The sequence below is a fragment of the Streptomyces sp. PsTaAH-137 genome, from assembly GCF_003259365.1.
Lineage (GTDB): Bacteria > Actinomycetota > Actinomycetes > Streptomycetales > Streptomycetaceae > Streptomyces.
Map to the genome: position 1 here is coordinate 168,622 of NZ_QLLY01000006.1, position 13,797 is coordinate 182,418.

A 13,797-nucleotide genomic window follows, 5' to 3' on the forward strand; every position below is an offset into this window, starting at 1 on the left:
TGCTTTCGATCTGCGCCCCTGGCACCCGCGATGTACATCAGCCGGGGTCGGGGGCGCGGTTCGTTTTCACACCATGCTTCACCCTAGTTTTCCGAGAGGGCTGAAACGCTCCCATGGCGAAGATCCTGAAGTTCGACGAGGACGCCCGTCGCGCCCTTGAGCGCGGCGTCAACAAGCTGGCCGACACGGTGAAGGTGACGATCGGCCCCCGCGGCCGCAACGTCGTCATCGACAAGAAGTTCGGCGCCCCCACCATCACCAACGACGGTGTGACCATCGCCCGTGAGGTCGAGGTCGACGACCCGTACGAGAACCTCGGCGCCCAGCTGGTGAAGGAGGTGGCGACCAAGACCAACGACATCGCGGGTGACGGCACCACCACCGCCACCGTGCTCGCCCAGGCCCTGGTCCGCGAGGGTCTGCGCAACGTCGCCGCCGGTGCCTCCCCGGCCGCCCTGAAGAAGGGCATCGACGCCGCCGTCAAGGCCGTCTCCGAGGACCTGCTCGCCACGGCGCGCCCGATCGACGAGAAGTCCGACATCGCGGCCGTCGCCGGTCTGTCCGCCCAGGACACCCAGGTCGGCGAGCTCATCGCCGAGGCGATGGACAAGGTCGGCAAGGACGGTGTCATCACCGTCGAGGAGTCCAACACCTTCGGCCTGGAGCTCGACTTCACCGAGGGCATGGCCTTCGACAAGGGCTACCTGTCCCCGTACTTCGTCACCGACCAGGAGCGTATGGAGGCCGTCCTCGACGACCCGTACATCCTGATCCACCAGGGCAAGATCGGGTCCATCCAGGACCTGCTCCCGCTCCTGGAGAAGGTCATCCAGGCCGGCGGCTCCAAGCCGCTGCTGATCATCGCCGAGGACGTCGAGGGCGAGGCCCTGTCGACCCTGGTCGTGAACAAGATCCGCGGCACGTTCAACGCCGTCGCGGTCAAGGCCCCGGGCTTCGGCGACCGCCGCAAGGCGATGCTCCAGGACATGGCCACCCTCACCGGTGCCACCGTCATCGCCGAAGAGGTCGGCCTCAAGCTGGACCAGGCCGGTCTGGACGTGCTCGGCACCGCGCGCCGCGTCACCATCACCAAGGACGACACCACGGTCGTCGACGGTGGCGGCAACAAGGCCGACGTCGAGGGCCGCGTCAACCAGATCAAGGCCGAGATCGAGAACACGGACTCCGACTGGGACCGCGAGAAGCTCCAGGAGCGCCTCGCGAAGCTCGCCGGCGGCGTCTGCGTGATCAAGGTCGGTGCCGCGACCGAGGTCGAGCTCAAGGAGAAGAAGCACCGTCTGGAGGACGCCATCTCCGCGACCCGCGCCGCGGTCGAGGAGGGCATCGTCTCCGGTGGTGGCTCCGCTCTGGTGCACGCCTCCAAGGTCCTGGAGGGCTCCCTCGGCAAGGAGGGCGACGAGGCCACCGGCGTCTCCGTCGTCCGCAACGCCGTCGTCGAGCCGCTCCGCTGGATCGGTGAGAACGCCGGCCAGGAGGGCTACGTCATCGTCTCCAAGGTCAAGGAGATGGAGAAGGGCCAGGGCTACAACGCCGCCACCGGTGAGTACGGTGACCTGGTCAAGGTCGGCGTCATCGACCCGGTCAAGGTGACGCGCTCCGCCCTGGAGAACGCCGCCTCCATCGCCTCGCTGCTCCTGACGACCGAGACCCTCGTCGTCGAGAAGCCGGCCGAGGAAGAGGCCGACGCCGGTCACGGCCACGGCCACGGTCACTCGCACTGACCCGAGCGCTGGTTGAGGCCCGTCTCCCCGTCGCGGGGAGACGGGCCTCTTCGCTGCGGTGGCGGGTGGCGGGTGGCGGGTGGCGGGTGCCGGGTGCGTCGTGGCTGGTCGCGCAGTTCCCCGCGCCCCTGAAACGAGCTCCGCTCGTCCAGGGGCGCGGGGAACTGCGCGACCAGCCCCCACCGGCCGTCAGCCGGGCGACGGACCGGTTACTGCGGGCCGTACTTGCGGCCCGTCCGCGACGTCACCCCGCCGAGAAGCCCGCGCGGGGTCACCTTCACCACGCCCATCAGCGCCTTGTAGCGCGGATCCGGGATCGACAGGGACTTGCCGCGGGAGAGGTCGGTCAGGGCCGCCGAGACCAGCTTGTCGGCGTCGAGCCACATCCAGTTCGGGATGTTGTCGGTGCCCATGCCGGCCCGCTGATGGAACTCCGTACGGACGAAACCGGGGCACAGAGCCATCAGCCGCACCCCGGACCCCGCCAGATCCTTAGCGGCGCCCTGCGTGAACTGCACGACCCACGCCTTGGACGCCCCGTACGTGCCACGCGGCACGAACGCGGCGACCGACGCCACGTTGACCACCCCGCCGCGCCCCCGCTCCCGCATCGCCGAGGCCGCCGCCGAGGTCAGCCGCAGCACCGCCTCGCAGTGCACCTTGAGCATGGTCAGCTCGTCGGCCATGGAGACGTCGAGGTAGCGGCCCTTGTTGCCGAACCCGGCGTTGTTCACGAGCAGGTCGACCGCGGCCTTGCGGTCGCTCAGCCGCTCCTCGACCGCCGCGATGCCCTCCTCCGTGGCGAGGTCGGCGGTGAGCACCTCGGCCTCGATGCCGTGCCGGTCGTGCAGCTCCGTCGCCTGGTCCTGGAGGCGCTCGGTGTCACGCGCGACGAGGACCAGGTTGTGGCCGTCGGAGGCCAGGCGCCGGGCGAACGCGGCGCCGATGCCCGCGGTGGATCCGGTGATCAGTGCCGTAGTCATGGCCCCAGGTTAGTGACGGCCCGGGGGTGCCGGTGATCACCGTCCGGGTCAGGAGCCGTACTTCGCCACGTACTCCCGCGCCGCCCGCAGCTCCTCCGGATGCAGCGCCTCGCCGGCCGCGAGCATGCTCGGCAGCAGCGACCGCTCCGTGGTCACCGCGCGGAACGCGAGCTGGACCGTCACGTCGTGATCGGGACGGTGCACGACCTCGATCGGGTCCCCGGCGCGGATCTCGCCCGGCTCGATGACCCGCAGATACGCGCCCGCGGCCCCCTCCTGCGTGAACCGCTTGACCCAGCCCTTCTCGCCGAGGTGCCCCTGGAACGTCCGGCACGGGATCCGGCTGGACGACACCTCCAGCACCACGTCGGAACCGATCCGCCAGCGCTCGCCGATCCGCGCGCCCGAGACGTCGAGACCCTCGGTCGTCAGGTTCTCCCCGAAGGCGCCGCTGGGGAGCGGCCGGCCCAGGGTGCGCTCCCAGGCGTCCAGGTCCTCGCGCGCGTACGCGTACACGGCCTGGTCGTCGCCGCCGTGGTGCCGCTTGTCGCACACCGCGTCCCCGGCGAGGCCGCTGCCGCCGGTGCCCTTCGGTCCCGGCGCGGCCACCCGCACGGGCCCCTCGACCGGCCGCTTGTCGATGCCGGTCACGCCCTCGGCCTGATCGGTGTACTCCACGGCCTTGCGGTGCCCGAGATTGAGCGACAGAAGCTTCATACCGGCCACGCTACGGGACCCCGCACCAAAGCCGCCACGCATTATTCGCGGTAATCCCCAAGCCGGGCTTATGCTTGAGGGGTGATCGAAGCCCGCCACCTCCGTGTCCTGCGCGCCGTCGCCGCCACCGGCTCCTTCTCGGCGGCCGCGCGCGAGCTCGGCTGCACCCAGCCCGCGGTCAGCCAGCAGATGAAGGCCCTGGAGACCTCCACGGGCACCCCGCTGCTGATCCGCACCGGCCGCGAGATGCGGCTGACCCAGGCGGGCGAGGCACTGGTGCGGCACGCGGCGGGCATCCTCGCCGGGCTCACCGCCGCGGAGGAGGAGGTCGCCGCGATCGCCGGGCTGCGCGCCGGGCGGGTCCGCCTGGTGTCGTTCCCCAGCGGCAGCTCGACGCTGGTCCCGACGGCGCTCGCCGCGCTGCGCGCCGAGCACCCCGGCACCCGGGTCTCCCTGGTCGAGGCCGAGCCGCCGCGCTCGGTGGAGATGCTGCGCGAGGGCGACTGCGACGTCGCGCTCGCCTTCCGGTACGAGGGCGCCCAGGCGGCGGAGGACTGGGACGACCTCGTCGTGCGCCCGCTGCTCGCCGACCGTCTGGTGGGCCTGGTCCCCGAGGGGCACGCGCTGGCCTCCGCCGGTGAGGTCACCATCGACGCGTTCGCGGACGAGCCGTGGATCGCGGGCTGTCCGCGCTGCCGCCGCCAGCTGGTGGAGGTGTGCCGCGGCGCCGGGTTCGCCCCCCGCATCGACTTCGCGACGGACGACTACCCGGCGGTGATCGGACTCGTCGGCGCCGGGCTCGGTGTCGCCGTCCTGCCCGAACTGGCCATCGAATCCGTTCGGCCCAAGGGTGCACGCACAGTGACGGTCGAGCCGGCCGTGCAGCGCGAGATCGTCGCGCTCACCCTGCCCGATCTGGCCCAGGTACCGGCCGTCGCCGCGACCCTCGACCATCTGGCGCGGGCCGCCGACAAGGCCGCCGCGCGCTGAAACGCCCGTGGGCGCACCGGGTGCGCCCACGATTGGAGAAACGTTCCTTCAGGGTGTCTTCGATGCCGTCAGTTCGATGAGGCGGCGGCCGTGGAGTGCGCGCCGCCCGTCGACGACGCGGTGACGAGCCGGTTGCGGGCCCGTCCCATCAGCTCCTCGCGCTCGTCCTCGGTGAGGCCGCCCCACACGCCGTACGGCTCGCGCACCTGTAGTGCGTGAGCAGCGCACTCCGCGCGTACCGGGCACCGCATGCAGACCTCCTTGGCCGAGGTCTCTCGGGCGCTGCGGGCCGCGCCGCGCTCCCCCTCGGGGTGGAAGAAGAGCGAGCTGTCGACCCCGCGGCAGGCCGCGAGCAGCTGCCAGTCCCACAGATCTGCGTTCGGTCCGGGAAGGCGGGAGAAATCTGCCATTGGTGTGTCCCCTTGTTGCCGTTGTAGCCGGTGTGACGCGGAACGGTGCCCATGACCGTACATCTACTGTCTAAGGAGATGAAAATATGACTCATTGCGAATCTAGCTACAGACACCAGCAAAAGGGAAGAAATGCCGCTAAATGGGGCATAGGTTGTGGTGAAACCTTGAGGGTCCGCCGCGCTGCTCCCGTTGTGTCCGGCCCCTCACGTAGAGTGCCGAACCAGGCCGTCTGACCCGTAACTCTTTCGAGTGACCATCGTTGAGAGTGCTGAGGCGGTTGAAGGAACAAGCTCTCGGGCATCTGTCCGAATGGCTTGCCGAGTGTCGACCGCACAGGTGACGATTCGTACAAAGCCTGGAGGCTCAAGGTGACGCGCATCAGCTGCGGAGGACGGTCATGACATCCGTCCTCGTCTGCGACGACTCCCCGCTTGCCCGAGAGGCGCTCCGCCGCGCGGTCGCGACCGTGCCCGGCGTCGAGCGCGTGACGACCGCGGCCAACGGCGAGGAAGTCCTCCGCCGCTGGGGCGCCGACCGCTCGGACCTGATTCTGATGGACGTACGCATGCCGGGTCTCGGCGGCGTCGAGACGGTGCGGCGGCTGCTTTCGGCCGATCCCGGTGCGCGCATCATCATGCTCACCGTGGCCGAGGACCTGGACGGTGTCGCGCTCGCGGTCGCCGCCGGTGCCCGCGGGTACCTGCACAAGGACGCCTCGCGCGCCGAGCTGCGCGCCACGGTGACGCAGGCCCTCGCCGACCCGACCTGGCGGCTCGCCCCGCGCAGACTGCGCTCGGCCGAGATGGGCGCCGCGCCCACCCTCACCGCGCGCGAGATCCAGGTGCTGGAGGGCATGAGTCACGGCCGGTCCAACGCGGAGATCGGGCGCGAGCTCTTCCTCTCCGAGGACACCGTGAAGACGCACGCGCGACGGCTGTTCAAGAAGCTCGGCGCGTCCGACCGGGCGCACGCGGTGGCGCTCGGGTTCCGTTGGGGCCTCGTGCGGTGACGCTCCGCTCGGAGCGCCGCACGCGGGCTCCGTTGTGCCACGCGATGTCGTCGGCCGGCCGTGGCCTCGTCGTGGCTGGTCGGGCTCCGCGGCGGAGCCGCTGATGGACGCGACCCCGCGCCCCTGACGGGGCGCGGTGGGGGACTTCGCTCCGCGTTTCGCGCGCGATGCCGCATCCTTGATGGTGTGGAGTTCCGCGGGGACGACGAATCGGGCGAGCAGGGTCAGCGAGAGGGGAGGGCGCAGGAGATGAGTTCCGGCGCACCTGCCCCGAACGCTTCGGGCGCCTCGGGCGCATCGGTCCATCACGCTGTCGACCACGCTGTCGATAACGCTTCGGTGCACAACCAGGGACGCGATGCCGCGGACCGCACCGCGGCAGGGCACCATAGGTCGATGCGCGACGACGAGGGAGCGGCCCAGCAAGGGGCCATCGGTACGCTCGTCGGCCGGGCGGTCGACGGTGACGCGCAGGCGACGCACGATCTTCTCGCGCACGTCCACCCCCTCGCCATCCGGTACTGCCGGACCCGGCTGTCCCGGCTCCCGGGCGACGCCCGGCACTTCGTCGAGGACCTCGCCCAGGAAGTCTGCGTCGCCGTCCTGCTCGCGCTGCCGCGCTACAAGGACACCGGCCGGCCCTTCGAGGCCTTCGTCTTCGCCATCGCCGCCCACAAGGTCGCCGACCTGCAGCGCGCCGCGATGCGCGGGCCCGGCTCGACGGCCGTGCCGTCCGACGAGATGCCGGAGCGGCCCGACGACTCCCTCGGCCCGGAGGAGCGCGCGCTGCTCAGCAGCGACGCCGAATGGGCCAAGAAACTCCTCGCGAACCTCCCGGAGAACCAGCGGGAGCTGCTGCTCCTGCGCATCGCCGTCGGCCTCACCGCCGAGGAGACCGGGCAGATGTTGGGCATGTCACCCGGGGCCGTGCGCGTGGCCCAGCACCGGGCGCTGAGCCGCCTGCGGGCGCTCGCCGAGCAGTAGCACAGACCCCGGCCGCGTACGTGGGAACGTACAAAGAAGGCCGATGATCTTGCTCGTGGAATGAGACACGGCCGTAGGCCGTTAGCATGGACACCCGCACCGATCAAGGCCATTTGGAGAAGGTGTCATGACTGCGAACGTCGACGGCGTGCCCGGTAAATTCGCGACTCTCGGGCTCACCTACGACGACGTGCTGCTGCTGCCCGGCGCGTCGGAGGTCCTCCCGAACGCGGTCGACACCTCGTCCCGCATCTCTCGCAACGTCCGGGTGAACATCCCGCTGCTCTCCGCGGCGATGGACAAGGTCACCGAGGCCCGTATGGCCATCGCCATGGCCCGCCAGGGCGGCGTCGGCGTGCTGCACCGCAACCTGTCGGTCGAGGACCAGGTCAACCAGGTCGACCTCGTGAAGCGCTCCGAGTCCGGCATGGTCACCGACCCGATCACCGTGCACCCCGACGCGACGCTGGCCGAGGCCGACGCGCTGTGCGCCAAGTTCCGCATCTCCGGTGTCCCGGTGACCGACGCGGCGGGCAAGCTGCTCGGCATCGTCACCAACCGCGACATGGCGTTCGAGAACGACCGCAGCCGTCAGGTCCGCGAGGTCATGACGCCGATGCCGCTGGTCACCGGCAAGGTCGGCATCTCCGGCGTCGACGCCATGGAGCTGCTGCGCCGCCACAAGATCGAGAAGCTGCCGCTGGTCGACGACGCCGGTGTGCTCAAGGGCCTCATCACCGTCAAGGACTTCAAGAAGGCCGAGCAGTACCCGAACGCCGCGAAGGACGCCGAGGGCCGGCTGCTCGTCGGCGCCGCCGTGGGCGCGAGCCCCGAGGCGCTGGAGCGGGCGCAGGCGCTGGCCGCCGCCGGTGCCGACTTCCTGATCGTCGACACCTCGCACGGTCACAACAGCAACGCGCTGAGCTGGATGTCGAAGATCAAGTCCGCGGTGAACGTGGACGTGATCGGTGGCAACGTGGCGACGCGTGACGGCGCCCAGGCGCTCATCGACGCCGGTGTCGACGGCGTCAAGGTCGGTGTCGGCCCGGGCTCCATCTGCACCACCCGCGTCGTCGCCGGCATCGGCGTCCCGCAGGTCACCGCGATCTACGAGGCCGCGGTCGCGGCCCGCGCGGCCGGCGTCCCGGTCATCGGCGACGGTGGCCTCCAGTACTCCGGCGACATCGGCAAGGCGCTGGCCGCCGGTGCCGACACCGTGATGCTCGGCTCGCTGCTCGCGGGCTGCGAGGAGTCGCCGGGTGAGCTGATGTTCATCAACGGCAAGCAGTTCAAGTCGTACCGCGGCATGGGCTCGCTGGGCGCCATGCAGTCGCGAGGCCAGGGCCGGTCCTACTCCAAGGACCGCTACTTCCAGGCCGAGGTGGCCTCCGACGACAAGCTCGTGCCCGAGGGCATCGAGGGCCAGGTGCCCTACCGCGGCCCCCTGGCCAACGTGCTGCACCAGCTCGTCGGCGGTCTGCGCCAGACCATGGGCTATGTCGGCGCCGCCACCATCGACGAGATGGAGTCCAAGGGCCGCTTCGTCCGCATCACGTCCGCGGGTCTCAAGGAGAGCCACCCGCACGACATCCAGATGACGGTCGAGGCGCCGAACTACAGCCGTAAGTAGTCGCAGGTCGTAGCGGTGGGGGCGGTTCCGGGATCACCGGGGCCGCCCCTTCCGTATGCGTCAGGGATACTGGACGGGCAGGCCCCAGAGGGACCCAGATGGAAAGGCGCCTCCCACAGTGACTGAGATCGAGATCGGGCGCGGCAAGCGCGGCCGCCGTGCGTACGCGTTCGACGACATCGCCGTCGTACCGAGCCGGCGTACTCGCGACCCGAAGGAGGTCTCGATCGCCTGGCAGATCGACGCCTACCGCTTCGAGCTGCCGTTCCTGGCAGCGCCCATGGACTCCGTCGTCTCGCCCGCGACCGCGATCCGCATCGGTGAGCTCGGCGGGCTCGGCGTGCTCAACCTCGAGGGTCTGTGGACCCGGTACGAGGACCCGCAGCCGCTGCTCGACGAGATCGCCGAGCTGCAGCCGGAGGCCGCCACGGCCCGCCTCCAGGAGATCTACTCGGCGCCGATCCAGGCCGACCTGATCAAGCAGCGCATCAAGGAGGTGCGCGACTCCGGGGTCGTCACCGCCGCCGCGCTCTCCCCGCAGCGCACCGCCGAGTTCTCCAAGGCCGTGGTCGACGCGGGCGTGGACATCTTCGTGATCCGCGGTACGACCGTCTCCGCCGAGCACGTCTCCGGCGCCGCCGAGCCGCTGAACCTGAAGCAGTTCATCTACGAGCTGGACGTCCCGGTGATCGTCGGCGGCTGTGCCACGTACACCGCCGCGCTGCACCTCATGCGGACCGGCGCCGCCGGTGTGCTGGTCGGCTTCGGTGGCGGCGCCGCCCACACCACGCGCAATGTGCTGGGCATCCAGGTGCCGATGGCGACCGCCGTCGCCGATGTCGCGGCCGCCCGCCGCGACTACATGGACGAGTCCGGCGGCCGCTACGTCCACGTCATCGCCGACGGTGGCGTGGGCTGGTCGGGCGACCTGCCCAAGGCGATCGCCTGCGGTGCCGACTCCGTGATGATGGGGTCGCCGCTGGCCCGCGCCACGGACGCGCCCGGCCGCGGTCACCACTGGGGCATGGAGGCCGTCCACGAGGACGTGCCGCGCGGCAAGAAGGTCGACCTGGGCACGGTCGGCACCACGGAGGAGATCCTCACCGGCCCCTCGCACATCCCGGACGGGTCGATGAACTTCTTCGGCGCGCTGAAGCGGGCCATGGCGACCACGGGCTACAGCGAGCTCAAGGAGTTCCAGCGGGTCGAGGTCACGGTCGCGGACTCGCAGCACCGCCGCTGACGCCGTGTCGTAGCAGGACAAAGGGCCGGGCCCCGCCGAGAACGGCGGGGCCCGGCCCTTTTCGCTGTGGCGGTGTCGCCTAGAGCGCGGCCTTCTTGGCGGAGCCGAACGCCGCGAAGGCGCCGATGGCCATGAAGAGGTACTCCTTGAAGTCCGCGGCTTCCTTCCACGCGCTGTTGATGTCACCGAAGTGGTCGGTGAGCGCCGTGAAGAAGGAAATGTTCGCCATGTCGCCGAGGTACATCGCGACGCCGGTTATCTGGCCCAGGTACACGGCGGCGACCGAGACCACCGCGGCGAGGACGGGCAGCACCGGGTTGCGTCCGCCGACCTTGCCGACGACGAGGCCGACGACGAAGCCGACGCCGATGGCCGCGTAGCCGATCTCGTGATCGGTGGCCTTCATGATGGCGCCGTAGGCCCAGGCCAGGATCAGGGCGACGACCACGCCGGCGACGATGCCGAGGGCCGGGTTCCCGCCGCCGGCCGGGGCCTGCGGTGCCGGGGCGAAGCCGCCCGGGCCCGCCTGCTGCTGCGGGAACGGCGCGTACTGCTGCGGAGCCTGGCCGGGCTGCGGCTGCTGCTGCGGGTAGCCGTACCCGGGCTGCGGGGGCTGGCCCGCGGCGGGCTGCTCCTGCGCGTAAGGGTTGCCGTCCTGAGGCTGGGGCTGAGGTGGCTGTGGCGGCTGGGTCATGCGGTCCCCCCGAAGTGTGAACGTGGGCACGAATGTGCCCAGAGAGGCCGCAGAGTAGCAGTCAGAGGCGGTGTGCCGCCCCTGCCGGGGTCGCGCCTCTGGTGTCCAGGAGCAGCTGGGCCTTCACCGCGAGGCCCTGGAGGTCGTACGTGCGGTGGTGCTGGAGCAGGATCGTCAGGTCGGCGTCGGCCGCGGCCTCGTAGAGGGAGTCCGCGCGCGGGACCGGGCGTTCCAGGACGTTCCAGGACGGAACGTAGGGGTCGTGGTAGCTGACGGCGGCGCCGAGCTGCATCAGGCGGGTCGCGATCTCCTCGGCGGGGGTGCCCTGCTGGTCGGCGAGGTCGGGCTTGTAGGTGACGCCGAGGAGGAGGACGCGGGCGCCGCGGGCCGACTTGCCGTGCTCGTTGAGGAGGGTGGCGGCGCGCTGGACCACGTAACTCGGCATGTGGTGGTTGACCTGGCGGGCCAGTTCGACCAGGCGCAGCGGGCGGGTGGGCAGGTGGGGCGAGGTCAGGTCCTGGGCGAGCGCGTGGCCGCCGACGCCGGGGCCGGGGCGGAAGGCCTGGAAGCCGAAGGGCTTGGTCTCCGCGCAGCGGATGACGTCCCAGAGGTCGACGCCCAGGTCGTGGCAGAGCACCGCCATCTCGTTGACCAGGGCGATGTTGACGTGCCGGTAGTTGGTCTCCAGGAGGTGGACCGTCTCCGCCTCGCGCAGTCCGCGCGCGCGGACCACCTTGTCGGTGAGGCGGCTGTAGAAGGTGGCCGCCGACTCCGTGCAGGCCGGGGTGTGCCCGCCGATGACCTTGGGGGTGGCGGAGTAGGGGCGGGCGCGCAGGCCCGCGTCGATCCGGCCCGGGGCGTGGGCCAGGTGGAAGTCGCGGCCCGCGCGCAGCCCGGAGCCCTCTTCGAGCAGCGGCAGCAGGGCCGTCTCCGTGGTGCCGGGCGGTACCGGCGACTCGACGATCACCGTGGTGTGCGGGCGCAGATGGGTGGCCAGGGTGCGGGTCGCCTCGATCACCGGGGTGAGGGACGGGCTGCCGTCCGCGCCGGGCGGGGTCGGGGCGCAGATCACCGCGGTGCGGACGCGGGCCAGTTCGGCGGGGTTCGCGGTGGGGCGGAAGCCCGCGGCGAGCATCCGGCGGACGTCGGCGGCGGTCAGGGCCGCGGCGTCGCCGTCGCAGGGGAGCCGGCCGGCGGCCAGGTCGCGGGCGCGGGCGGGGTCGTGGCCGACGGTCGCGATCCTGGCGGCGACGGCGGCCTGGGCGAGCGGCAGGCCGAGGTGGCCGAGGCCGACGACGGCGAGGTCAGCGGGCATGGCGGTGGCCGTCCTTCCCGGGAGGCGGACCGGCGTTAGCCGGAGCGGGACGTGGTCGCAAGCCCTGTGGACAGAACGGGCGAGCGCACAGTCAGACTAGGAGTAAATATGACCGATATGTCTCATTGCTAAGTAATGACTTTCGGGCATGTCGCCGATCGCGCCGAAGGTTGTCCACAGGCGGATGTCTGCTGGTGGCCGGAATCGGGCAGGAGGGTCAGAATCGGGAGCAGGCCCGAAACTCCCGGGACCACGCAGCACCTGCCGGTGAGGCCGGCGCCGACGACAGCGGGAGGCAGCAGTGAAGGCAGCGACACTGGGACCCGAGCAGCGCGCGGAGGCTCTGGCGGCGATGGCCGAGCGGGAGCTGGACATCCTGGTGGTGGGCGCGGGGGTGGTCGGCGCGGGCACCGCGCTCGACGCCGTGACCCGCGGTCTGTCCACCGGGCTCGTCGAGGCCAGGGACTGGGCGTCCGGCACGTCGAGCCGGTCCAGCAAGCTGATCCACGGCGGGCTCAGGTATCTGGAGATGCTGGACTTCGCGCTCGTACGCGAGGCACTGAAGGAGCGCGGGCTGCTCCTGGAGCGGCTCGCGCCGCATCTCGTGAAGCCGGTGCCGTTCCTGTATCCGCTCCAGCACAAGGGCTGGGAGCGGCTGTACGCCGGGTCGGGCGTCGCCCTGTACGACGCGATGTCCATGGCGCGCGGGCACGGGCGCGGGCTGCCCATGCACCGCCATCTGACCCGCAAGCACGCGCTGCGGGTGGCACCGGCCCTGAAGAAGGACGCCCTGACCGGGGCGCTCCAGTACTACGACGCGCAGATGGACGACGCCCGCTACGTCGCCACGCTGGTGCGCACCGCCGCCATGTACGGCGCCCAGGTCGCGAACCGGGCGCGGGTCATCGGGTTCCTGCGCGAGGGCGAGCGGGTCGTCGGCGCGCGCGTGGAGGACGTGGAGGGCGGCGGCGAGTACGAGATCCGCGCCCGCCAGGTCGTTAACGCGACGGGCGTGTGGACCGACGACACCCAGGCTCTGGTCGGGGAGCGTGGGCAGTTCCACGTACGGGCGTCGAAGGGCATCCACCTCGTCGTGCCGAAGGACCGGATCAACTCGACGACCGGGCTGATCCTGCGCACCGAGAAGAGCGTGCTGTTCGTCATCCCCTGGGGCCGGCACTGGATCGTGGGCACCACGGACACCGACTGGGACCTGGACAAGGCCCACCCGGCGGCCTCCAGCGCCGACATCGACTACCTCCTGGAGCATGTGAACTCCGTGCTCGGCGTGCCGCTCACGCGCGACGACGTGCAGGGCGTGTACGCCGGGCTGCGGCCGCTGCTGGCCGGGGAGTCCGACGCCACCAGCAAGCTGTCCCGCGAGCACACCGTCGCGCACCCGGTGCCGGGGCTCGTCGTCGTCGCGGGCGGCAAGTACACGACGTACCGGGTCATGGCGAAGGACGCGGTCGACGAGGCCGTGCACGCGCTCGACCAGCGGGTCGCCGAGTGCGTCACCGAGGACGTACCGCTGATCGGGGCCGAGGGGTACCGGGCGCTGTGGAACGCGCGGGCGCGGATCGCCGCGCGGACCGGCCTGCACGTGGTGCGCGTCGAGCACCTGCTCAACCGGTACGGGTCGCTGGCCGAGGAGGTGCTCGACCTGATCGCGAAGGACCCCGGGCTCGGCGCGCCGCTGGGCGGGGCCGACGACTATCTGCGCGCCGAGGTCGTCTACGCCGCCTCGCACGAGGGCGCCCGGCACCTCGACGACGTGCTGACCCGGCGGACCCGGATCTCCATCGAGACCTTCGACCGGGGGACCCGTTCCGCGCGGGAGGCCGCCGAGTTGATGGCGCCGGTGCTCGGCTGGGACAAGAGCCAGGTGGAGCGGGAGGTCGAGCACTACGAGAAGCGGGTGCAGGCCGAGCGGGAGTCGCAGTTGCAGCCCGACGACCTCACCGCCGACGCGGCCCGGCTCGGGGCGCCGGACATCGTGCCGCTGTCGTAGCCGGGAGTCCTGGCGTAACGGCCCTGGGTGGATGCCGTGTTGAGCACGCCCGGGGCCTTGCCCATG

Annotated in this window: 12 protein-coding genes; 7 read left to right on the forward strand and 5 right to left on the reverse strand. The window is 71.2% G+C overall.

Annotated features, from left to right (window positions below; translation table 11 throughout):
• Nucleotides 1-113 precede the first annotated feature (113 nt).
• On the forward strand, nucleotides 114-1,742 hold the full coding sequence (gene groL, locus K377_RS15340; protein WP_111663882.1) for a chaperonin GroEL: 1,629 nt from the start codon (nucleotides 114-116) through the stop codon (nucleotides 1,740-1,742).
• A gap of 209 nt (nucleotides 1,743-1,951) precedes the next feature.
• Here groL and K377_RS15345 read toward each other — a convergent pair whose 3' ends face one another.
• Nucleotides 1,952-2,725 carry an SDR family oxidoreductase gene (locus K377_RS15345; RefSeq protein ID WP_111663883.1) on the reverse strand — a complete coding sequence of 258 codons (774 nt, stop codon included), beginning with the start codon at nucleotides 2,723-2,725 and terminating at the stop codon, nucleotides 1,952-1,954.
• A 48-nt stretch (nucleotides 2,726-2,773) separates the two neighbouring features.
• On the reverse strand, nucleotides 2,774-3,442 hold the full coding sequence (locus tag K377_RS15350) for an MOSC domain-containing protein (protein WP_111663884.1): 669 nt from the start codon (nucleotides 3,440-3,442) through the stop codon (nucleotides 2,774-2,776).
• 81 nt (nucleotides 3,443-3,523) lie between these two features.
• Here K377_RS15350 and K377_RS15355 point away from each other — a divergent pair, with 81 nt between their 5' ends.
• On the forward strand, nucleotides 3,524-4,432 hold the full coding sequence (locus tag K377_RS15355; RefSeq protein WP_111663885.1) for a LysR family transcriptional regulator: 909 nt from the start codon (nucleotides 3,524-3,526) through the stop codon (nucleotides 4,430-4,432).
• Nucleotides 4,433-4,500: 68 nt separating this feature from the next.
• Here the strand turns inward: K377_RS15355 and K377_RS15360 are convergent, their stop codons facing one another.
• Entirely contained in the window at nucleotides 4,501-4,842 is a 342-nt protein-coding gene (locus tag K377_RS15360; RefSeq protein WP_111663886.1) for a WhiB family transcriptional regulator, read from the reverse strand.
• Between the two features lie 400 nt (nucleotides 4,843-5,242).
• Between K377_RS15360 and K377_RS15365 the strand changes: the two genes are divergently transcribed.
• From K377_RS15365 to K377_RS15380, 4 genes are all read left to right on the forward strand, one after another.
• Entirely contained in the window at nucleotides 5,243-5,854 is a 612-nt protein-coding gene (locus tag K377_RS15365) for a response regulator transcription factor (protein WP_003948568.1), read from the forward strand.
• Nucleotides 5,855-6,250: 396 nt separating this feature from the next.
• The gene (locus K377_RS15370; RefSeq protein ID WP_111663887.1) at nucleotides 6,251-6,838 is read left to right on the forward strand and encodes a sigma-70 family RNA polymerase sigma factor; all 588 of its coding nucleotides are present in this window, start codon (nucleotides 6,251-6,253) and stop codon (nucleotides 6,836-6,838) included.
• A 127-nt stretch (nucleotides 6,839-6,965) separates the two neighbouring features.
• Entirely contained in the window at nucleotides 6,966-8,468 is a 1,503-nt protein-coding gene (guaB, locus tag K377_RS15375; RefSeq protein WP_111663888.1) for an IMP dehydrogenase, read from the forward strand.
• A gap of 118 nt (nucleotides 8,469-8,586) precedes the next feature.
• Nucleotides 8,587-9,711, forward strand: a complete 1,125-nt coding sequence (locus K377_RS15380) for a GuaB3 family IMP dehydrogenase-related protein (RefSeq protein ID WP_111663889.1) — start codon at nucleotides 8,587-8,589, stop codon at nucleotides 9,709-9,711.
• 79 nt (nucleotides 9,712-9,790) lie between these two features.
• On the opposite strand, the gene K377_RS15385 is transcribed toward K377_RS15380, so the two are convergent.
• Together K377_RS15385 and K377_RS15390 are read right to left on the reverse strand one after the other, a co-directional pair.
• Nucleotides 9,791-10,405: a hypothetical protein gene (locus tag K377_RS15385; protein ID WP_111663890.1), complete on the reverse strand. Its 615-nt coding sequence runs from the start codon at nucleotides 10,403-10,405 to the stop codon at nucleotides 9,791-9,793.
• Between the two features lie 61 nt (nucleotides 10,406-10,466).
• Nucleotides 10,467-11,720, reverse strand: coding sequence for a nucleotide sugar dehydrogenase (locus tag K377_RS15390; protein WP_111663891.1), 1,254 nt, complete (start codon nucleotides 11,718-11,720; stop codon nucleotides 10,467-10,469).
• Between the two features lie 301 nt (nucleotides 11,721-12,021).
• Between K377_RS15390 and K377_RS15395 the strand changes: the two genes are divergently transcribed.
• Nucleotides 12,022-13,731, forward strand: coding sequence for a glycerol-3-phosphate dehydrogenase/oxidase (locus K377_RS15395; RefSeq protein ID WP_111663892.1), 1,710 nt, complete (start codon nucleotides 12,022-12,024; stop codon nucleotides 13,729-13,731).
• Nucleotides 13,732-13,797 lie beyond the last annotated feature (66 nt).

Excerpts from the sequence above, each read along its gene's own strand:
- guaB (WP_111663888.1), top strand. The coding sequence starts at position 6,966 with ATGACTGCGAACGTCGACGGCGTGCCCGGTAAATTCGCGACTCTCGGG.
- K377_RS15385 (WP_111663890.1), bottom strand. The coding sequence starts at position 10,405 with ATGACCCAGCCGCCACAGCCACCTCAGCCCCAGCCTCAGGACGGCAAC.
- K377_RS15390 (WP_111663891.1), bottom strand. The coding sequence starts at position 11,720 with ATGCCCGCTGACCTCGCCGTCGTCGGCCTCGGCCACCTCGGCCTGCCG.
- K377_RS15370 (WP_111663887.1), top strand. The coding sequence starts at position 6,251 with ATGCGCGACGACGAGGGAGCGGCCCAGCAAGGGGCCATCGGTACGCTC.
- groL (WP_111663882.1), top strand. The coding sequence starts at position 114 with ATGGCGAAGATCCTGAAGTTCGACGAGGACGCCCGTCGCGCCCTTGAG.
- K377_RS15350 (WP_111663884.1), bottom strand. The coding sequence starts at position 3,442 with ATGAAGCTTCTGTCGCTCAATCTCGGGCACCGCAAGGCCGTGGAGTAC.
- K377_RS15345 (WP_111663883.1), bottom strand. The coding sequence starts at position 2,725 with ATGACTACGGCACTGATCACCGGATCCACCGCGGGCATCGGCGCCGCG.
- K377_RS15360 (WP_111663886.1), bottom strand. The coding sequence starts at position 4,842 with ATGGCAGATTTCTCCCGCCTTCCCGGACCGAACGCAGATCTGTGGGAC.
- K377_RS15365 (WP_003948568.1), top strand. The coding sequence starts at position 5,243 with ATGACATCCGTCCTCGTCTGCGACGACTCCCCGCTTGCCCGAGAGGCG.